This window comes from Stenotrophomonas sp. CFBP 13725 (genome assembly GCF_014841935.1).
Classification (GTDB): domain Bacteria; phylum Pseudomonadota; class Gammaproteobacteria; order Xanthomonadales; family Xanthomonadaceae; genus Stenotrophomonas.
The window spans coordinates 244,584-263,175 of sequence record NZ_JACYUV010000006.1; the positions used below are offsets into that span (position 1 = coordinate 244,584).

General features: G+C 68.0%; 19 protein-coding genes. 13 read left to right on the forward strand and 6 right to left on the reverse strand.

Annotated elements, in window-relative coordinates:
• Positions 1-13 precede the first annotated feature (13 nt).
• Genes IFT65_RS12910 through recO form a run of 4 tightly spaced genes read left to right on the forward strand, consistent with a single transcriptional unit; the run spans position 14 to position 2,697 of the window.
• On the forward strand, positions 14-388 hold the full coding sequence (locus IFT65_RS12910; protein ID WP_188327219.1) for a DUF4845 domain-containing protein: 375 nt from the start codon (positions 14-16) through the stop codon (positions 386-388).
• Positions 378-1,061: a ribonuclease III gene (rnc, locus tag IFT65_RS12915; RefSeq protein WP_188326592.1), complete on the forward strand. Its 684-nt coding sequence runs from the start codon at positions 378-380 to the stop codon at positions 1,059-1,061. Before IFT65_RS12910 ends, rnc begins: the two co-directional genes overlap by 11 nt.
• On the forward strand, positions 1,058-1,954 hold the full coding sequence (gene era / locus IFT65_RS12920; protein WP_188326593.1) for a GTPase Era: 897 nt from the start codon (positions 1,058-1,060) through the stop codon (positions 1,952-1,954). Before rnc ends, era begins: the two co-directional genes overlap by 4 nt.
• A gap of 20 nt (positions 1,955-1,974) precedes the next feature.
• Positions 1,975-2,697: a DNA repair protein RecO gene (gene recO, locus IFT65_RS12925; RefSeq protein WP_192081759.1), complete on the forward strand. Its 723-nt coding sequence runs from the start codon at positions 1,975-1,977 to the stop codon at positions 2,695-2,697.
• Positions 2,698-2,707: 10 nt separating this feature from the next.
• Here the strand turns inward: recO and IFT65_RS12930 are convergent, their stop codons facing one another.
• On the reverse strand, positions 2,708-3,442 hold the full coding sequence (locus tag IFT65_RS12930; protein WP_192081760.1) for a response regulator: 735 nt from the start codon (positions 3,440-3,442) through the stop codon (positions 2,708-2,710).
• A 126-nt stretch (positions 3,443-3,568) separates the two neighbouring features.
• Here IFT65_RS12930 and rlmD point away from each other — a divergent pair, with 126 nt between their 5' ends.
• From rlmD to IFT65_RS12970, 8 genes are all read left to right on the forward strand, one after another.
• Positions 3,569-4,903 (forward strand): 23S rRNA (uracil(1939)-C(5))-methyltransferase RlmD, encoded by a 1,335-nt coding sequence (gene rlmD, locus IFT65_RS12935; RefSeq protein WP_192081761.1) that lies wholly within the window; start codon positions 3,569-3,571, stop codon positions 4,901-4,903.
• Between the two features lie 55 nt (positions 4,904-4,958).
• Positions 4,959-5,465, forward strand: a complete 507-nt coding sequence (locus IFT65_RS12940; RefSeq protein WP_192081762.1) for a CYTH domain-containing protein — start codon at positions 4,959-4,961, stop codon at positions 5,463-5,465.
• 109 nt (positions 5,466-5,574) lie between these two features.
• Positions 5,575-6,582 (forward strand): beta-N-acetylhexosaminidase, encoded by a 1,008-nt coding sequence (gene nagZ / locus IFT65_RS12945; RefSeq protein WP_192081763.1) that lies wholly within the window; start codon positions 5,575-5,577, stop codon positions 6,580-6,582.
• Entirely contained in the window at positions 6,582-7,139 is a 558-nt protein-coding gene (locus IFT65_RS12950; RefSeq protein ID WP_188326599.1) for a hypoxanthine-guanine phosphoribosyltransferase, read from the forward strand. Before nagZ ends, IFT65_RS12950 begins: the two co-directional genes overlap by 1 nt.
• Positions 7,139-7,885 carry an S-methyl-5'-thioinosine phosphorylase gene (locus tag IFT65_RS12955; RefSeq protein ID WP_188326600.1) on the forward strand — a complete coding sequence of 249 codons (747 nt, stop codon included), beginning with the start codon at positions 7,139-7,141 and terminating at the stop codon, positions 7,883-7,885. Before IFT65_RS12950 ends, IFT65_RS12955 begins: the two co-directional genes overlap by 1 nt.
• Before the next feature lie 89 nt (positions 7,886-7,974).
• Positions 7,975-8,178 carry a cold-shock protein gene (locus IFT65_RS12960; RefSeq protein WP_188326601.1) on the forward strand — a complete coding sequence of 68 codons (204 nt, stop codon included), beginning with the start codon at positions 7,975-7,977 and terminating at the stop codon, positions 8,176-8,178.
• A 79-nt stretch (positions 8,179-8,257) separates the two neighbouring features.
• Positions 8,258-9,538, forward strand: a complete 1,281-nt coding sequence (locus tag IFT65_RS12965) for an NAD(P)/FAD-dependent oxidoreductase (protein ID WP_192081764.1) — start codon at positions 8,258-8,260, stop codon at positions 9,536-9,538.
• A gap of 152 nt (positions 9,539-9,690) precedes the next feature.
• Positions 9,691-9,957, forward strand: a complete 267-nt coding sequence (locus IFT65_RS12970) for a hypothetical protein (protein WP_192081765.1) — start codon at positions 9,691-9,693, stop codon at positions 9,955-9,957.
• A gap of 69 nt (positions 9,958-10,026) precedes the next feature.
• Here the strand turns inward: IFT65_RS12970 and pdeM are convergent, their stop codons facing one another.
• Genes pdeM through IFT65_RS12990 form a run of 4 tightly spaced genes read right to left on the reverse strand, consistent with a single transcriptional unit; the run spans position 10,027 to position 15,719 of the window.
• Positions 10,027-10,677, reverse strand: coding sequence for a ligase-associated DNA damage response endonuclease PdeM (gene pdeM, locus IFT65_RS12975; RefSeq protein WP_192081766.1), 651 nt, complete (start codon positions 10,675-10,677; stop codon positions 10,027-10,029).
• The gene (locus tag IFT65_RS12980) at positions 10,667-13,123 is read right to left on the reverse strand and encodes a ligase-associated DNA damage response DEXH box helicase (protein WP_192081767.1); all 2,457 of its coding nucleotides are present in this window, start codon (positions 13,121-13,123) and stop codon (positions 10,667-10,669) included. The genes pdeM and IFT65_RS12980 overlap by 11 nt, the downstream gene beginning before the upstream one ends.
• The gene (locus IFT65_RS12985) at positions 13,120-14,724 is read right to left on the reverse strand and encodes an ATP-dependent DNA ligase (RefSeq protein ID WP_192081768.1); all 1,605 of its coding nucleotides are present in this window, start codon (positions 14,722-14,724) and stop codon (positions 13,120-13,122) included. The genes IFT65_RS12980 and IFT65_RS12985 overlap by 4 nt, the downstream gene beginning before the upstream one ends.
• Entirely contained in the window at positions 14,721-15,719 is a 999-nt protein-coding gene (locus IFT65_RS12990) for a ligase-associated DNA damage response exonuclease (protein WP_192081769.1), read from the reverse strand. The genes IFT65_RS12985 and IFT65_RS12990 overlap by 4 nt, the downstream gene beginning before the upstream one ends.
• A 110-nt stretch (positions 15,720-15,829) precedes the next feature.
• On the opposite strand from IFT65_RS12990, the gene IFT65_RS12995 reads away from it, so the two are divergent.
• On the forward strand, positions 15,830-17,455 hold the full coding sequence (locus IFT65_RS12995; RefSeq protein WP_192081770.1) for an acyl-CoA dehydrogenase family protein: 1,626 nt from the start codon (positions 15,830-15,832) through the stop codon (positions 17,453-17,455).
• A gap of 62 nt (positions 17,456-17,517) precedes the next feature.
• Here IFT65_RS12995 and IFT65_RS13000 read toward each other — a convergent pair whose 3' ends face one another.
• A complete protein-coding gene (locus IFT65_RS13000) occupies positions 17,518-17,922 on the reverse strand; it encodes a hypothetical protein (RefSeq protein ID WP_192081771.1) in 405 nt (134 codons plus the stop codon).
• Positions 17,923-18,592 lie beyond the last annotated feature (670 nt).

The following is an 18,592-nucleotide window of genomic DNA, read 5'->3' on the forward strand; positions in this document are numbered from 1 at the left end:
CGCAATGAACAACATGAAAGCGCAGCGCGGCCTGACCTTGACCTCCTTCCTGGTGGTCCTGATCGTGGTGGGGTTCTTCTTGTACGTGGGGATGAAGCTGTTCCCGATGTACCAGGAAAACTATGCCGTGCGCTCGGCGATGAAGAGCCTGGCCAAGGAGCCGGGCATCGGGACGATGCAGCCGGCCAACATCCAGTCGCTGTTCTTCAAGCGCCTGTACATCAATTACTCCGACAACGTGAAGCCCGCCAACGTGAAGTTCGACCGCAAGAACAACGGTTGGACCCTGCGTGTGAACTATGAAGTGCGGCGCCCGTTGATCGGCAACCTCGACGTCGTCGGCAAGTTCGACGCCAGCCAGGACCTTACCCGTAGCGGTGTCGAATAAAACTTTCCAACGCGGTGATCTGATCGGTCACCCTTTTGCCACGCCGGACCTGCTCGTGCAGGCCCTGCGGCACCGCTCTGCGGGTGTGCCACACAACGAACGGCTGGAGTTCCTCGGCGACAGCATCGTCAACATGCTGGTGGCCCAGGCCCTGTACGAACGCTGGCCGAAGGCCGACGAAGGCGCGCTGACACGCGGCCGTGCCGAGCTGGTACGCGAAGGCGCGCTGGCCGAACGCGCGCGCGAACTGATGCTGGGCGACCGGCTGACGCTGGGCGCCGGCGAAATGAAGACCGGTGGTCATCGCCGGGATTCGATCCTTGCCGATGCGTTTGAAGCCGTGGTGGCCGCGATTTACCTGGATGCCGGCTTCGACGCCTGCCGTGCCCGCGTGCTGCCCTGGTTCGACGCCGCCATGGATGCGCTGCCGGCGACCGGAAAGCCCGGCAAAGATCCCAAGACCCGCCTGCAGGAATGGCTGCAGGGCCGACAGAAGGCGCTGCCGCAGTACGAACTGGTGTCAGAATCCGGTGACGACCACGCCAAGACCTTCCAGGTACGCTGCATCTTGACCGAACCAACCGTCAGCACCGAGGGCGAAGGCTCCTCGCGGCGATTGGCAGAACAACAGGCGGCCGCGGCCGCGTTAGACCTATTGGTGGATTCAAAGTGAGCGAACAAACGCCCCATCGTTGCGGCAGCGTTGCCGTCATCGGCCGCCCCAACGTGGGCAAATCGACCCTGACCAATGCGTTGGTCGGGGCCAAGGTGAGTATCGTCTCGAACCGGCCGCAGACCACGCGGCACCGGCTGCTGGGCATCGCCACGTATCCGCAGGGCCAGCTGGTGCTGGTGGATACCCCCGGCCTGCACAAGGTGCAGAAGCGGGCGATGAACCGGGTCATGAACCGTGCCGCGCGCGGTTCGCTGGAGGGCGTGGACGCCGGGCTGCTGGTGATCGAAGCCGGTCGCTGGGACGAAGAAGACGCCATGGCCTTCAAGGTGCTGCGTGATTCGGGCATCCCGGTGGTGCTGGTGGTGAACAAGGTCGACCGCCTGAAGGAAAAGGCGGCGCTGCTGCCGTTCCTGCAGCAGGTGACCGAGGGGCGCGAGTTTTCCTCCGTCCATCCGATTTCCGCGCAGAAGCGCAACGGGCTGGAAGCGCTGGTGCATGACGTGCTCGCGCTGATGCCGGAAGCCCCGCCGATGTTTGGCGAGGATGAAATCACCGACCGCAGCCAGCGCTTCCTGGCCGGCGAACTGGTGCGTGAGCAGCTGATGCGCCAGCTGGGCGAAGAGCTGCCCTATGCCACCACGGTGGAAATCGAACGCTTCACCGAAGACGGCAACCTGCTGCGCATCGGTGCGGTGATCTGGGTCGAGCGCGAAGGCCAGAAGGCCATCGTGATCGGCAAGGGCGGTACCCGCCTGAAAGAGATCGGTGCCAAGTCGCGCCTGCAGATGGAGCGCTTGTTCGGTGCCAAGGTATTCCTGGAGACCTGGGTACGCGTGCGCGAAGGGTGGTCGGACGACGAGGCCGCGTTGAAGGCCTTCGGTTACGAGTAAGCGGCGGAGCGCCCGGGTCGATGCTCATCGCAGCCGAGCCGGGCTTTGTCCTGCATGCGCGGGCTTACCGCGAGACCAGCCTGCTGGTGGATGTACTGACCGCCACGCATGGTCGGCTGGGGCTGTTGGCGCGTGGCGTGTCGAGTGCGAAAGGGCAGGTGCTGCGCGCCGCCCTGCAGCCGCTGCAGTGGATACGCTTCGATGCCGTGCAGCGGGGTGAGCTGGCGCAGCTGCGCGCAGCGGAAGCGCTGGATGCCGCACCTCGCCTGGCCGGGCACACCATGCTGGCCGGCTTCTATGTGAGTGAACTGGTGATGCGGCTGGCGCCCCGCAACGATGCCGTGCCCGATCTGTACCGGGCCTACGGCGAAGTGCGGGCGAGGCTCGGATTGGAGCTCTCGCTGGCATGGAGCCTGCGCCGGTTCGAGCGTGATCTGTTGGAATCGTTGGGTGTTGGATTCGACCTGGCCTGCGCGGACGACGGTGTCGCGCTGGATCCTGCGGCGCGCTATGAGCTGGATCCGCAGGACGGGCCGCGTCGGCTGCTCAGCGAGCGCGACGGGCAGGGGCGGCGGGGTACCGCGACCGGAGCGGCGCTGCTGGCGCTGGGCCGCGACAAAGAACCCGCGGCTGACGACCTGGCCAGCCTGCGGCTGCCGATGCGCACCGTGCTGGCCCACCACCTGGGGGGCCGCGGGCTGAAATCCTGGGAGATGCTGGACGACCTGGCGCGCCGGCGCTAGGCGCCCCCGTTCAGTGCAGCAATGCCGCGACCGCGTCGCGGAACCCCGCCTGCGCCTGGTGCGAGGCCGGCATCTGGTGCAGGGTGCGTACCGCACGGCTCAGCCGCGCCGCGCCGACAAAGCCGCAGCTGGCCTGCAGGCGATGCAGTTGATTGCGCAGCGCCGGCTCGTCATGACGGTCCACGGCCATGTCCACCGCATCGCGCACACTGGGAAGTTCGGCCAGGAACAGCTCGCGCAGGGCAACCAGATGGGTCCGCTGGCCGTTCAGCGCGGCCAGTGCCGTGATTTCATCCCAGTCCTGCGCCTCGTTGAGCACCAGGCCCGTCGACACCATCGGTGTCGTTCGATACGCGGCGCCGCGCCCCAGGCTGCGGCGCACCACCTTCAGCAGGTCTTCGCGACCCAGCGGCTTGACCAGCACCTCGCTGAAGCCCGCTTCGCGCAGGCGCACATGCAGGCGGGAGTCACGGTCTGCGGTGTGGGCCAGCGCCGGTGTATCGGGGTGCAGCGGATGCAGGCGCTGCAGCAGCTCGCTGCCGTGCCCATCGGGCAGGTTGGCATCGACCAGCCACAGGTCATACCGGCATTGCTGCACGCAGGCCGTCGCCGCGCGCAGCGAATCGGCGGTGTCCACGTCGGCCGGCAGGGTTTCCAATGCGGCTTTCAGGAACCCGCAGGTAATGATGTCGTCCTCGACCAGCAGGAAACGGGGGCGCGGTGACCGCGACGGGCTCGTCTGCATAAGTGCTGCCTCCATGTCAGCTATGCGCATATTAAACGCCGCGGGCCACCATGCAAGCGCGAAGAGGCGGTTGCGTGCCCTATCTGAGACAATACGCGCCCTTTTTCTCACGCAGCCCTCCGCCACGTGGCCCGTCACCGTTCCCGCATCGACCGTACCCCTTTCGAAACCGACATCCTCGACCTCAGCCACGATGGCCGCGGCGTTGCCCGCCGTGAAGGCGAGGGCGGCAAGGTCACGTTCATCACCGGCGCCCTGCCCGGCGAGGTGGTGAAAGCCGAGCCGACCGCGCGCAGCAAGCATTTCGACCAGGCACGCACGGTCGAGGTCGTGCAGGCGTCGCCGCTGCGCGTGCAGCCGAAATGCCCGCATTTCGGGGTGTGCTCCGGCTGCGTGCTGCAGCACCTGGAGGAAAGCGAGCAGATCGTGGCCAAGCAGCGTGTGCTGATGGACAACCTGCAGCGCATCGGCCATGTGCAGCCGCAACAGGTGCTGCCGCCGCTGGTCGGTGAGAGCTGGGGCTACCGCCGCAAGGGCCGGTTCTCGGTGCGTCGCGTAGAGAAGAAAGACAAGACGCTGGTCGGTTTCCGCGAGCTGGATCCACGGTTCGTGGCGGACCTGTCGCAGTGCCTGACGGTGATTCCGGAGATCGGTCTGAAGGTCTCGGTGATCTCGGCGTTCGTCGAGTCGCTGGACGGCAAGCGCGACATCCCGCAGATCGAATTCATCGCCGGTGACGACGCCATCGTACTCACCATCCGGCACATGCAGCCACTCAGCGCGGCCGATCGTGCAGCGTGGATCGCGTTCGGGCAGGAGCACGGGTTTGCGATCTTCCTGCAGCCTGATGGCGTGGATTCGGTCCATCCGCTGTGGCCGCAGGAAGTGCCGCTGTCGTTCCGGCTGGCGCCGTGGGACATCGAGCTGGCGTTCCGCCCGCTGGACTTCATCCAGGTCAATGCAAACCTGAACGTGAAGATGATCGAGCATGCGTTGGCATTGCTGGACGCCGGTCCGGATGAGCGGGTCCTGGACCTGTTCTGCGGGCTGGGCAACTTCACCCTGCCGCTGGCGCGCGGGGTGCGCGAAGTGGTGGGGGTGGAGGGCGATGCCGGGTTGGTGGCGCGGGCGAAGGACAATGCACAGCGCAACGGGCTGGGCAACGCCAGCTTCCACGCCGCCGACCTCACCCAGGACCAGACCCAGGCGCCGTGGATGCTGGAAGGCTTCGACAAACTGCTGCTGGATCCGCCGCGCTCCGGCGCGATCGAAGTCCTGCAACAGCTGCCGCTGGAGCAGTTCAAGCGCATTGTCTACGTCAGCTGCCACCCGGGCTCGCTGGCGCGCGATGCCGGCTATCTGGTCAAGGAGCGCGGCTTCACCCTGGTCAGTGCGGGGGCGATGGACATGTTCCCACACACCGCGCACGTGGAAAGCATCGCGGTGTTCGAACGCCGGTGACCGGGCAGGGGCGTGACGCGCATCTGTCGTCACGCCGTTGCTTCATAATCGCCGCATGGGCATTGAAATCGAACGCAAATTCCTGGTGACCGGTGAAGGCTGGCGCGCTGCCGCGCACGCCGTCATCCCGATGGCGCAGGGCTACATCAACGACATGGGCGCGCTGGATCGCGGTGACCAGAACGCGTCGGTGCGGGTGCGCATCGAAGGAGATGTTGCCGCGCTCAACTTGAAATCCCGCACGCTGGGCCGCAGCCGGCAGGAGTTCGAGTACCCGATCCCCCTCGACGACGCGCGGGCGCTGCTGGCGCTGTGCGTGGGTGGCCTGATCGACAAGCGCCGCCATCTGGTGCACCACGAAGGCCTGTTGTGGGAAGTGGATGAGTTCCTGGGCGACAACGCCGGCCTGGTGGTTGCCGAAGTCGAACTCGACGATCCCGACCAGCCCGTACCGCTGCCCCCCTGGGCCGGCAAAGACGTGACCGACCAGGCCCGCTACTACAACGTCGCCCTGGCTTCCCACCCCTACACCCGATGGCAAAAAGGGGACGGAGGGGATTAAGTCGTTTCTGGCTGTCGGACCGCGGGCGGGGTGAATGCGACTTAATCCCCTCCGTCCCCTTTTTTGAGTGGCTCTGAGACAATGCGGCGCCCGGAGTGGAGACCTGACCATGCTGCTGATCGGCGTTGCCGGAACTGAACTGACTGCGCAGGAGCGTGACTGGCTGCAGCACGATGCGGTGGCCGGCGTGGTGTTGTTCAAGCGGAATTTCCAGGACCGGCAGCAGGTGGCAGCGTTGTCCGCTGCGATCCGTGACGCTGCGCCGCGCCCGCAGTTGATCTGCGTGGACCAGGAGGGAGGGCGCGTGCAGCGCTTCCGCGAGGGCTACAGTGCGCTGCCGCCGCTGCAACAGCTCGGCGCCGGTTATGCGGACGATCCGCAGGCGGCGCTGGCCCGGGCCGAACAGCACGCCTGGCTGATGGCCAGCGAGATACGTGCCAGTGGCGTGGACCTCAGCTTTGCACCCGTCGTGGACCTCGGCCATGGCAACCGTGCGATCGGCGATCGTGCCTTCAGCGATGATCCGCAGACCGTCGCGGCGTTCACCGCGGCGTATGTCCGTGGCATGCACAGCGCCGGCATGGCCGCCACGCTCAAGCATTTCCCGGGACACGGCACGGTCATCGAGGACACCCACGTGGACACCGCGATCGATCCCCGTGGGCTGGACGAACTGCGCGCGCGCGACCTGGTCCCCTTCGTCGCGGGCATCGACGCGGGCGCCGATGCGGTGATGATGGCGCATGTGGTCTACCCCCGTGTCGCGCCCGAGCCGGCAGGCTACTCGCGGCGCTGGATCGAGGAGATCCTCCGCGGCGAAATGGGCTTCCGTGGCGTCGTGTTCTCCGACGACATCGGCATGGCGGCTTCGTTCAGCGCCGGTGGAGTGAAGGCGCGCGTGGACGCGCACCTCGACGCGGGGTGCGATGTCGTGCTGGTATGCCATCCTGAACTGGTGGAAGAATCCCTGCGTGCGGTGGAACACCGCACCTGCAACACCGCCGCGCTGCTGGGCCTGATCGGCCGCGGCGCGCTTGGCTGGGACGGCCTGTTGGCCGACGCCCGCCATGGCGATACACGAACCCATCTGCTTGAACTTTCTGGAAGAACCGTCTGATGCCCAACCTCACCATCTCCCAGGCGCTGGAACAGGCCGACCTGCTGGTCGACCGCGCCACCATCGACCAGGCCATCGGCCGCATTGCCGACGCCATCGCGGCGGACTACAAGGGCGAAGTGCCGCTGTTCCTGTCGATCATGCACGGTGCGCTGCCGTTCGCCGGCCAGCTCGCACTGGAGCTGGGTGCCCGTGGCCAGGACGTGCAGTTCGATTACCTGCATGCCACGCGCTACCGGGGTGAAACCACCGGCGGCGACCTGGTGTGGAAGCACAAGCCGGCCACCGCACTGTTCGGTCGGCGGGTGCTGCTCGTCGATGACATCCTCGATGAGGGCTATACGCTGCAGGGCGTGCGCACGTGGTGCCTGGAACAGGGCGCCACCGACGTGCGCATCGCCGCGCTGACGGTCAAGCAGCACGACCGCGCGCTGCCGGACGTTCACGCCGATTACGCGGGCGTGGACCTGCCGGACCGCTATGTGTTCGGCTTCGGCATGGATGTGAACGAGACGCTGCGCTGCCTGCCGGCCATCTATGCGATGAAGGAAGGCTGATGCAGCAGATCGCATTGGCGGTCATCGGCGGGACGGGCGTGTATTCGCTCGCCCAGCTGGACGACGTGCAGACGCACCAGGTCGATACCCGCTACGGCACCCCCTCCGGCCCGATCCGCGTGGGCACGCTGCTGGGACATCGCGTGGCGTTCCTCGCCCGGCACGGCGAGGGGCACTCGCTGCCGCCGCACAAGATCAATTACCGGGCCAACCTGGCGGCCCTGCAGCAGATCGGCGCGCAGCGCGTGCTGGCGCTGAATACGGTCGGCGGCATCGGCGATGCCTTCGGTCCGCGCGTGCTGGCCTGTCCGGACCAGCTGATCGACTACACGTGGGGGCGTATTTCCACCCTATGTGAAGAACCGGGCAGCGAGGTGCTGCACGTGGATTTCGGCCACCCCTACACGCCGATGCTGCGGAGCAAAATTCTCGCCGCCGCGAAAGTGACTGGTGTCACAGTCCACGACGGCGGCTGTTACGGCGCGACCCAGGGTCCACGGCTGGAAACCAGCGCGGAAATCGCGCGCATGCGGCGGGATGGGTGCGATCTGGTCGGCATGACCGGAATGCCCGAAGCAGCCCTCGCCCGCGAGCTCGGACTGGACTATGCCTGCCTCGCGATTGTGGCCAATTGGGCCGCTGGGTGTGGGTCCGGAGAGGAAATCACCATGGCCGAAGTGCTCGCCAATGTGCAGGCTGCGTCCAACGGATTGCCCGAATTGATTGGTGAATTGGCACGGGGGTGATTGTCATCCTCGGGCAAGGTTTGCATACTCGCCCAGTGCGCAGGGTTTTTGCGCACACCACCCATTCATTGCAAAGGTCTCGCATCAACATGGCAACAGGTACCGTTAAGTGGTTCAACGACGCCAAAGGATTTGGCTTTATTACTCCGGACGACGGCGGCGCTGATCTGTTCGCGCACTTCTCCGCCATCTCTGGCAGCGGCTTCAAGTCCCTGCAGGAAGGCCAGAAAGTGACCTTCGAAAAGACCCAGGGCCCGAAGGGCGACCAGGCTTCCAACATCCAGGCTGCCTGATTTCCGCGTCTGCGTGTTGAAAAACCCCGCCTCGGCGGGGTTTTTTTTGCCCGCTGCGCAGATCAGGCACACTCTCCGAATGGACTCCCGCATGCGCATCGCCGTCATCGGCTACGGAACCGCCGGCCAAGCATTGGCCATCCTGCTGGGGCGTGACGACCATCACGTCGATATCTTCGAACGGGCACCCGCGCCCGGCCCGGTGGGCGCCGGGTTCCTGCTCCAGCCCAGTGGCCTGCAGGTGCTGTGGCGCATGGGGCTGCTGGATGCGGTGCGCGCGCACGCGGCCCCGGTGCACCGCCTGCACGGCGACACGCCCTGCGGGCGGGCGGTGATGGACATGGGCTACGACGGGCTGGATCCACGCCTGCACGGGCTGGGCATGCAGCGCGGCGCGCTGTTCCAGCTGCTGGACCAGGCGCGTGAAGGCACCGGTGTCCTGCACGCGGGAACCGCCATTACCGCGGTGGACAGCGAACGCGGCCTGCTGCGTGACGCGCAGGGGCGGCAGCATGGCCCCTATGACCTGGTCATCGCCGCCGACGGCTCCGCCTCGGCGCTGCGCGCGCAGGTGGGCGGCACCACCCTCGACCGGGTGTATCCCTGGGGCGCCCTGTGGTGCCTGTTGCCTGCCGAAGACTGGCCTCACGTGAATGAGCTCAGGCAGCGCTACGTCGCCGCGCGCAAGATGATCGGGCTGCTGCCGGTGGGCACCCGGCCCGGCGATGACACGCCGCGGCTGAGCTTCTTCTGGAGCCTGCCGTGCCACGACTTCGCCCGCTGGGAGCAGGACGGCCTTCAGCCGTGGCTGGATGAACTCCACGCGTTGTGGCCCGAAGCGGGGGCCCGCTTTGCCCACCTGCAGGACGCCGGCCAGCTTGCCCGCGCCAGTTACCGCGATGCCGTGGTGCACCGCTGGCACACGGGGCGGCTTGTGCTGGCAGGTGATGCAGCGCATTCGATGAGCCCGCAATTGGGGCAGGGGGTCAACATGGCCCTGATGGATGCGCTGGTGCTGCGTGACGCGCTGCGGGTGCACGGGCGCGGCGAGGCGGCGTTGCAGGCCTATCAGGCCCAGCGGCGTGCCCACGTGGCCGTGTACCAGCGCTGGAGCCGCTGGCTGACGCCGCTGTTCCAGTCTGACCGCGATGCCTGGGCAAAGGCCCGTGACGTCCTGCTGGGCCCGATGGGGCGCATGCCGGGAGGGCGCGGCCACATGCTGCGCGTGCTCAGCGGCACCCAGCAGGGGTGGCTGGGTACGTTGCCGTTGGAGGCCGCATTCATCGATGCGCTTGAAAGGCGCCCTGCGGCGTCCGTGAACACGCCCCTGCCGCCTGATGTTAATGCCGCACTGCAATAAGTTGACAGCCGGCTCACCTGCCTCGTGGCACAAGTAGGGGGTACGCACACGCGTGTGGCCCCTGTGATACGTGATCCTGCATCGCGCACCGCCTGCGGCCCGGCGCTGCTGCCCCAGTTGGCTCGGGTGAGCCGAATGCAAAGGAGTCTGTCATGTTGTTCTCGGCCGAAGCGCTGGAATCGGAAATCTGCAAGCTGCGCGGACTGTTGCAGATGCTGCACGAAGACCAGCCGGACGTGCTCGAAGACGTGTTCGAGTTCCATGTCGGTAGTCTGATCAGCCATTCTTCGCCAGAGCACCACGGGTATGTCCGTACCTGCGCGCAGGAGATGCTCGCGACCATCCGCGCATTGCCCCGGCGGGTAGAAGGGCGTGACGTGGATTTTCGGTTGATGCCTGAGATGCTCGCCGTCGCCTGAAGCACCACGCCCCACCGGTAGGATCCCGTGAGCGATGCGCGCGGGGTCCCACCCCGGGCGCAGGACCTGCTAAACGCGCTTTGGCAGCAGAAACACCGCCCCATCCCCACAGGCCGCCATCTGCTCGCCCGTCTGCAGGCGCGGCACTACGCCAGCGGTGAAGGCCGAGAAGGCCGGCAGCACCGTCATGTGTCCACGCAGCCAGAATGCCGGTAGTCGTCGCGGCAGGCCAGGCAGCGCAGCCTGCGGGTGCAGGTGGCCCGCAATCACATGCGCGCCGTCCTCGGCCGGTTCCGGCTCATGCTGCAGCACGAAAGGCCCCAGCATCGCCTGGCGCTCATGCACGTCCACCGCCAGCGTCGCCTTGGACAGGGCGCGATCGTGATTGCCACGCACCACATGGACCTGCAGGCCGGGCTGCTGCTCGCGCCAGCCCAGCCATTGCGCATGCCATGGGGCGCGATGCACCGGGCCGTGCAGCACGTCCCCCAGGATCCAGAGCTGACTGCAGTCAGTGCGCTCTACCAGCTGCTGCAGACGCTGCAGGTCGCTGTGGGTGCCGCCCACCGGCAAGGCAATGCCGGCGCGGCGGAAGATGTCCGCCTTGCCCAGGTGCAGGTCGGCGATCAGCACCGCGCCGCGCTGGGGAAGCCACAGCGCACGCTCGCCCAACAGCACCGCCTCTTCGTCCCCCAGCTGTACGCGTACGTCATCGTCCATGCCGCTTCTCCAGTTGCTGCGACGCACGCAGCACCCGCGTGCGCCAGTCTTCGTTGCTCAGCTGGCCGCGCAGGCGCTCGGCCCACAGCGGGAAGCCCAGTGGCGTGAGTGAGGTCGGCGCACGCAGGCACAGGGCCCGGGCACCCAGCCGCTGCAACGTCGCGTGCAGTCCGTCGATGTCCAGGCTGTCATGCAGCACTTCGTGCTCGGCCAACTGCAGCAGCATGTGATCGGGATCGTGCTCGCGCAGCACGTCATACAGCAGGCCTGACGATGCCTGCAGCTGGCGCAGCGAACGCGGCATGCCACCGGGCAGGCTGGGTACCAGCAGGCCGGCGACGCGGGCAATGCCGCGGAACTGGCGGCGTGCCAGTTCGCCCAGGTTGACCGCCGCGCGCAGGTCATCCAACAGGCCGTCGGCGGACAGCAGGGCGCGCCACTGCAGTTCGTCGAGCGCCTGCGGCAGCGCCGGGGCCAGCACCAGGCCATGGTCGTTCACCGCGTAGCCGATGCTGTTGCGCTGCAGTCGCGTGCAGCGCAATGCCAGCAGGGCCGCCAGGGCCTCGTGCACATGGCGACCGGCAAAGGGATACAGGAACAGGAACTGGCCCTCGCGCCGACGCACGTCTTCGATCAGCACATGGGCCGGCGACGGACGCGCCGACAGCCGTTCCTGCAGGCCCAGCATCGGGTGCAGCCACTGCGACTCGGGGCTGTCGTCGGCGCCGCCGAGCACGGCCTCCAGCTCGCGCCCCAGCGATGGGGACAGCGCCAACTGGCCACCCTGCCAGCGCGGTACCGCCCCCTCGCCGCCACGGGCAAGGCGCACATAGGCGGTCATGTCCTGCAGCTTCACCAGTTCCAGCAGTCGGCCCGCGAACTGGAAGCGGTCGCCGCGGCGCAGGCGGCTGGCGAACTGTTCCTCCACGGCGCCCAACCCGCCGCCGCGCATGAACTGCACGCGGACGCTGCCGTCACTGCTGATGGTGCCGATCGACAGCCGATGGCGCAGCGCCTGGCGGCGGTCATGCACGCGGTACTGGCCATCGTCGTCGCGCACTACCTTGTGAAAGTCGGGGTACTGCGACAACGCGCGACCGCCCTGCACGATGAACTCCAGTACGGCCTGCCAGTGCGCATCGGCCACCTCGGCGAAGGCATGGGTGCGGCGCACCTGCGCCAACAGCGCGTCGGCCTCGAAGCCGCCGGCCAGGGCGCGGCTGATGCAGTGTTGCGCCAGCACGTCCAGCGACAACTGCAACGGCCGCCGCGCTTCCACCACGCCGTCGTCCAGCGCGCGGCGGACGGCGGCATATTCGGCAAGCTCCAACGCGTGGCTGGGAATGCACACGATCTCGCCACTGGCACCGGGGCGGTGGCGGGCGCGACCGGCGCGTTGCCGCAAGCGCGCCACGCCCTTCGGGCTGCCCAGCTGCAGCACCTGGTCGACTTCGGGAAAGTCCACGCCCAGGTCAAGGCTGGAGGTGGCCACCACGCAGCGCAGCGTGCCGCTACGCAGGCCATCTTCCACCTGCTGGCGCAGGGCCGGGTCCAGCGAGCCGTGGTGCAGGGCCAGGGTGTGCAGGTCTTCCGGCCACACGGCGGCCAATGCCTGATGCCACAGCTCGGCCTGCGCGCGGGTGTTGGTGAACAGCAGGCTGCTGCGTGCAGCCATCACCGTCTGCAGCACGCGCGGCAGCTGGCGCAGCCCGAGATGGCCGGCCCAGGGAAAGCGTTCGCCGGGTTCGGGCAGCAGGCTGCGCACGCGCACCGGGCGCGGCCGCGCGCCTTCCACGCTCAGGGCATCGTGACGATCAGGCAGCAGCACCGCACGGGCCTGATCAAGGTTGCCGAGGGTGGCCGACAGCCCCCAAAGCTGCACCGCGGGAGCTGCATCGCGCAGCAGTGCCAGGTTGAGCTGCAGCAGCACACCGCGTTTGCTGCCCAGCAGCTCGTGCCATTCGTCGACGACGATGCAGCGCAGCTGGCGCATGCGGGCCAGCGTATCGGGGTAGCTCAGCAACAGCGCCAGCGATTCCGGCGTGGTCACCAGCACGTCCAGCCGTCCTTCGCGCGCCAGGCGTTTGTCACGGCTGCTGGCGTCGCCGCTGCGCAGGCCCACCTGCCAGTCCAGGCCGATGGCCTTCAGCGGCTCCTGGAGCGCGCGTGCGGTGTCGGTGGCCAGCGCGCGCAGGGGCGTCACCCACAGCACCTGCAACGGCCGTACGGCGCTGCGACGGGCCGGTGTGGGCAATGGGTCCAGCAGGGCCTGCAGCAGCGGTCCGCCGAACATCGCCAGCGTCTTGCCGCTGCCGGTGGGCGTGTGCAGCAGGCCGGAGGCACCGTCCAGGTAGTGCCGCCACATCGTGCGCTGGAACGGCAGCGGGCGCCATCCACGTTCGCTGAAGAATCCCGTCAAGCGGGCCAGCGCCTCGCTTCGGGTCATCGAGCGAGGGCCTGCAGCTGTGCCAGCTGGTCGGCTTCGCTGGCCGGCTTGTCGTGGCGCCAGCGCAGGATGCGCGGGAAGCGCACGGCGATGCCGGACTTGTGCCGCTTGCTGATGTTCACTGCTTCAAAGCCCAGTTCGAACACCTGTTCGGCGCGGACGCTGCGCACTGGCCCGAAGCGTTCGCGGGTGTTGGCCCGTATCCAGCGGTCGAGGGCGAGGATTTCCTTGTCGTCCAGGCCGGAGTAGGCCTTGGCCACCGGTACCAGTTCTTCGCCGTGCCAGACGCCAAAGGTGTAATCGGTGTACAGCGTGCTGCGCCGGCCATGGCCGGCCTGTGCATACAGCAGCACCGCATCGATGGTCAGCGGGTCGACCTTCCATTTCCACCAGTCACCGCGTCGGCGCCCGGCCTGATACACCGAGTCGCGCCGTTTCAGCATCAGGCCTTCCACGCCGCGCACGCGGGCCTCTTCGCGCAGCGTGGCCGCCTGCTGCCAGTCGTCGGCCTGCACCTGCGGGGACAGCTGGATGCGCGGGTCGGCCAAGCGCTCCAGCAGCGCGGCCAGACGCTCGCGTCGCTGCTGCAGGGGCACGCCGCGCAGGTCTTCGCCGTCCTGTTCCAGCAGGTCATAGGCCAGCACCCGCACGGGCGTGCTGCGCAGGGTGGCCGGCCCCGGTTTGCGCCGCTGGATACGTGTCTGCAGGGCGGTGAAGGCGCGCGGCAGGTCGTCGTCGGCGTCCCACGCCAACAGTTCGCCATCGATCACGCAGCCATCGGGCAGGGCGGCGGCGGCCTGTTCTATCTCCGGGAAGCGCCCGTCCAGCCGCTCTTCGCCGCGCGACCACAGGGCAACTTCGCCTTTGCGGCGCAGCAACTGCAGGCGGATGCCATCCCATTTCCATTCCAGCACCCAGTCCTGCACCGGGCCCAGCGTCTGTGCCTCGGCTTCCAGCGGCGAGGCCAGGTAGAACGGATAGGGCTGCTGCCGATCCAAGGGCAGTTCTTCGTGCGTCAGCAGGGTGCCCAGCAGATCTGGTGAGGGCACCCACTCACCCAGCATGCGCTGGGCGATGCGCGCGATATCCAGCCCCGACAGTTCGGCCAGGGCTTGTTGCACCAAGCGCTGCGAAACACCGACCCGCAGCGCCCCGGTCAGCAGTTTGTTGAAGACCAGTCGCTGTGGTGCCGGCAGCGACTGCCAGCCGAGTTCGACGGCCGCGCGGCGCACGCTTTCATCCCTGTTCGCCACGGCGAGCAGGTGGCCTTCGATCCACTCCACCAGCGAGCGGTCCGCCGCGGCCTGCGCGGGCTCATCGATCAGCAGGGTGAGTGTCTCGGCAAGATCGCCCACCTGTTCGTAGCTGTCCTCCACCAGCCAGGCGGGCAGGCCAGTGGCTTCGACCAACCACGCGCGCAGCTCGCCACTGGCGGCGATCTTCCTGCGTGCACCGCCCACCTTGCCGCCGCTGAGCAGGTACAGCGCCCAGGCCGCATCGTGTGGCGGGGCGGCACGGAAATAGTCGACCAGCGCGGCGCGCTTGTCGCCGGTCGCGGTGCTGCGGTCAAGGCGCTGGTAGAGCGCGGCGAAGGCCTTCATTCTTCGCTCCCGTAATCGGTACGGAAGGCCTCGGCAGCGGTGCCGTTCTCGCGCAGGTAGCGGATCAGCGCATCGGTGTTGCCATGGGTGGCGATGATGCGCGACGCGCCGGTCTGCGCGATGGTCTGCAGCAGCGCCGGCCAATCGGCGTGGTCGGACACCACGAAGCCGCGGTCGACGTTGCGGCGGCGCCGGTTGCCACGCAGGTGCATCCAGCCGGAGGCGAAGGCCAGTTGATGGCGACCGAAACGCCGCACCCACGGCGTGCCGGCCGCCGACGGCGGTGCCAGTACCAGGCGACCCGCGGAGTCCGGCTGGCGTCCCTGTTCGGCGACGGCTTCGGTGGCCAGCATCGGGATGCCGGCCTGCCGATAGACCTGCACGCCGTTGTCGATGGCGCCGTGCAACCAGGCAGGCTGATCGTCGAGTGGCAGCAGTTCGCCCAGTAACCGTTGCGCCTTGCCCAGCGAGTAACAGAGCAGGATCGCCGCCTCGCCGCGCTCACCGCATTCGCGGCGCCACGCCACGATGTCGGCGGCCACCTCGGTGGTATCGGGCCAGCGGTAGATCGGCGAGGCGAAGGTCGCTTCGGTGATGAAGGTATCGCAGGGCACGACCTCGAAGGGGTCGCAGGTGGGATCGGGCTGCCGCTTGTAGTCGCCCGAGGCCACCCAGACCTGCTCGCCGTCGTCGATGCGTACCTGGGCCGAGCCCAGCACGTGGCCGGCCGAATGCAGCGACACCTCGACCGCGCCCATGCGGAACGGCACGCCCCAGCCGTGGGTGTGGATGCGGACATCACCCAGTCGCCAGCGCAGGATCGCCGCGCTGGACAGGCTGCAGAAGTACTCGCCCATGCCGCCCCGGGCGTGGTCGCCATGGCCGTGGGTGATCACCGCGCGCGGCACCGGCCGCCAAGGGTCGATGTGGAAGTCGCCAGCGGGGCAATACAGTCCTTCGGGCCGCAGTACCACCAGATCGTCGCGTCTGCTCATGCCCGCACTGTGCCGATGCATTCGTGCAGGAGGTGAGAATCCGCCTGAACAGCAGGGGCTACGGCAGTGCGGCAGAATCGTGCTTTGCTGCTGCCAAGGAGGCCTCCGCCATGCGCACCGATCCTGCCGCGTTCCAGACCCACGGGGTTCAGAACCAGCCCCCACCGTTTGCCGGGCGGCACCTGTGGTCAGACGACGCAGCACTGGTGGAGGCGGTGGATCGTGCCGGCGCGTCGTCGTTCGTGCCGCGGCTGGCGGCGTACGGCGTGTTGGCCGGTGACACGCTGTATCGGTTGGGCTTCGAGGCGAATCGCGACCGGCCACGGCTGCGCACCCACGATGCACAGGGCCATCGCATCGACACCGTCGAGTTCACGCCGGCCTACCACCAGTTGCTGCAACTGGGAAAGGAACATGGCGTTGCCGGCCTGTCCTGGCATGAGCCACAGCCCGGGGCGCACGTCGCGCGCGCGGCCTTGAGCTATCTGCACCACCAGGCAGAGGCCGGCACCAGCTGCCCCTTGACCATGACCCACGCGGCGGTCGCCGTACTGGCCGACCACCCGGTGCTGTCCGACTGGGCGCGCAAGGCGGCCGCGCCGGTGTACGACCCGCGCGATGTGCCGGTGGCCGACAAAGCCGGCATCACGCTGGGCATGGGCATGACGGAGAAGCAGGGCGGCTCGGACGTACGTGCCAACCAGACCCATGCCGAGCCCTGCGCGGACGGCAGCTATCGGCTCGTAGGGCATAAATGGTTTTTCTCTGCGCCGATGTCCGATGGCTTCCTGGTACTCGCGCAGGCACCGGCGGGCCTGACCTGCCTGCTGATGCCGCGGCGGCTCGCCGATGGCGATCGCAATGCGTTCCAGTTGATGCGGTTGAAAGACAAGCTGGGTGACTGGGCGAACGCATCCAGCGAAGTGGAGTTCACCGGCGCCCAGGCGTGGCGCGTGGGCGAAGAAGGGCGCGGTGTAGCGACCATCATCCACATGGTGATGATGACCCGGCTGGACTGCATGCTCGGTGCGGCGGCAGAGATGCGCATGGCGCTGGCCCAGGCCCTGCACCACGCGCGCCATCGCCGCACCTTCGGTGAGCGCCTGTGCGACCACCCGCTGATGGCCAACGTGCTGGCCGATCTGGCGCTGGAGTCCGAGGCCGCTACGGCGCTGGCCCTGCACGTCGCCGCGGCGGTGGATGCTGCATCGCGCGATCCGCAGCGCGCGCTGATGGCGCGGGTGGGCACGGCACTGGGCAAGTACTGGGTATGCAAGCGCGCCGCGGTGTTCGTCAACGAGGCGCAGGAATGCCTGGGCGGGGCAGGCTACGTGGAAGAGTCGATGCTGCCCCGGCTGTACCGGCAGGCGCCGCTCAACTCGATATGGGAAGGCAGCGGCAACATCCAATGCCTGGACCTGCTGCGTACGCTGCAGCGCGAGCCGCAGGCGCGCCAGGCCCTGCACGAGGAACTGCTGTCCGCCACGGGCCTGGACAGCCACTTCGACGAGGCGCTCTCACGCTGCTGGCACGACGTGCCGGTCGCACCGGTCATGGCGCGCCTGCATTGCGAGCAGCTTGCCCTGCTGTTGCAGGCCGCGGTCCTGCTGCGCGCGGGTAGTCCGTTCGCGGCGGCTTTCGTGCGCAGCCGTCTGTGCGCGCAGCACGGCCTGGCGTTCGGTACGTTGCCCGCCGATCTCGATTTCGGCGCGATGTTGGCGCGCGCGCTGCCCTGAGCAGCGGCATGAAAAAGGCGCCGGATGAATCCGGCGCCTGCCACGTGGAAGGGCGGCGTGATTCAGTGCTTGCCGTGGTCGGCGGTGTCCTTGGCATCGTCGGCGACATCGCGTGCTTTGTCGGCCACGTTCTGCGCGGCCGTGGCGGTCGCTTCGCTGGCATGGGCGGCAGCATCCTTGGCGGCGACCTTGGCCTCTGCTGCTGCATTGGCCGTGGCATCCGCCGCGCGGTCCAGCGCCTGCTGGGTATCGGCAGCGGCCGTCGCCGAGGCAGCGGAGGCATCATCGGCGGCGTTGCGGGTAGCGGCAGCGGCGCGGTCAACGGCATCGCGCGCGGCCACGCCGGCGCTGTCGGCGGCCTGTGCGGCGTCCTCGCGTGCCTGCTCGGCTTCCGGGCCCTTGCAGGCAGCAAGGCCGAAGACGAGGGAAGCGGCCAGCAGGGAGGTGGTGAGGGTGCGGATGGTCATGGCGCGCTCCAGGTCAGGGTTTCAGTGAGCGCCAGCCTATTCATGTGAGGGTCGATGGCGGGTGAAGTCTGTTTGCGCGTGCGCGCGGCTTGAAGGCAAGGGCGAGAGCAACGGCAACGGCAACGGCTGCAGGGCCGCGTGATGGCGGGGCGGGGTGGGTTGGCGGGGGACGGCAGAAGCCGCTCCTGCGTGCCTTGTTTCGCGCCATCCATGGCGCTCAACACCCCCGCCAACCCACCCCGCCCCACCTTCGACAGGTCCATGGCGGCCCTTGAATCGGTAGCGCCGACCCATGGTCGGCGGATTCGTGGGGAATGGGGTTTGATGGATTCCGCCGACCATGGGTCGGCGCTACCGCTTTTCTTTTTTTCATACGCGGCGGGTGGGCACGGGACCTGTCAGGGGGCCGGGCGGTGGGGCGGGGCGGAGGCGTTGAGTGCAGGGGCTCCCTCCACCCGACGGGGCAACGAGGCCTGCGGTAGCGCCGAGCCGTGCTCGGCGGAATGTTTCCGCCAACGGCCCGCTGCGCTCGCCGACCATGGGTTGGCGCTACCGCTTTTCTTTTTTTTCATACGCGGCGGGCGGGCACGGGACCTGTCAGGGGGGCCGGGCGGTGGGGCGGGGGCGTTGAGTGCCATGGATGGCGGGTCCACGTCATCGCATTCGCGCT

Excerpts from the sequence above, each read along its gene's own strand:
- IFT65_RS12910 (WP_188327219.1), top strand. The coding sequence starts at position 14 with ATGAAAGCGCAGCGCGGCCTGACCTTGACCTCCTTCCTGGTGGTCCTG.
- recO (WP_192081759.1), top strand. The coding sequence starts at position 1,975 with ATGCTCATCGCAGCCGAGCCGGGCTTTGTCCTGCATGCGCGGGCTTAC.
- IFT65_RS12930 (WP_192081760.1), bottom strand. The coding sequence starts at position 3,442 with ATGCAGACGAGCCCGTCGCGGTCACCGCGCCCCCGTTTCCTGCTGGTC.
- IFT65_RS12940 (WP_192081762.1), top strand. The coding sequence starts at position 4,959 with ATGGGCATTGAAATCGAACGCAAATTCCTGGTGACCGGTGAAGGCTGG.
- nagZ (WP_192081763.1), top strand. The coding sequence starts at position 5,575 with ATGCTGCTGATCGGCGTTGCCGGAACTGAACTGACTGCGCAGGAGCGT.
- IFT65_RS12950 (WP_188326599.1), top strand. The coding sequence starts at position 6,582 with ATGCCCAACCTCACCATCTCCCAGGCGCTGGAACAGGCCGACCTGCTG.
- IFT65_RS12955 (WP_188326600.1), top strand. The coding sequence starts at position 7,139 with ATGCAGCAGATCGCATTGGCGGTCATCGGCGGGACGGGCGTGTATTCG.
- IFT65_RS12960 (WP_188326601.1), top strand. The coding sequence starts at position 7,975 with ATGGCAACAGGTACCGTTAAGTGGTTCAACGACGCCAAAGGATTTGGC.
- IFT65_RS12965 (WP_192081764.1), top strand. The coding sequence starts at position 8,258 with ATGGACTCCCGCATGCGCATCGCCGTCATCGGCTACGGAACCGCCGGC.
- IFT65_RS12970 (WP_192081765.1), top strand. The coding sequence starts at position 9,691 with ATGTTGTTCTCGGCCGAAGCGCTGGAATCGGAAATCTGCAAGCTGCGC.
- pdeM (WP_192081766.1), bottom strand. The coding sequence starts at position 10,677 with ATGGACGATGACGTACGCGTACAGCTGGGGGACGAAGAGGCGGTGCTG.
- IFT65_RS12980 (WP_192081767.1), bottom strand. The coding sequence starts at position 13,123 with ATGACCCGAAGCGAGGCGCTGGCCCGCTTGACGGGATTCTTCAGCGAA.
- IFT65_RS12985 (WP_192081768.1), bottom strand. The coding sequence starts at position 14,724 with ATGAAGGCCTTCGCCGCGCTCTACCAGCGCCTTGACCGCAGCACCGCG.
- IFT65_RS12990 (WP_192081769.1), bottom strand. The coding sequence starts at position 15,719 with ATGAGCAGACGCGACGATCTGGTGGTACTGCGGCCCGAAGGACTGTAT.
- IFT65_RS12995 (WP_192081770.1), top strand. The coding sequence starts at position 15,830 with ATGCGCACCGATCCTGCCGCGTTCCAGACCCACGGGGTTCAGAACCAG.
- IFT65_RS13000 (WP_192081771.1), bottom strand. The coding sequence starts at position 17,922 with ATGACCATCCGCACCCTCACCACCTCCCTGCTGGCCGCTTCCCTCGTC.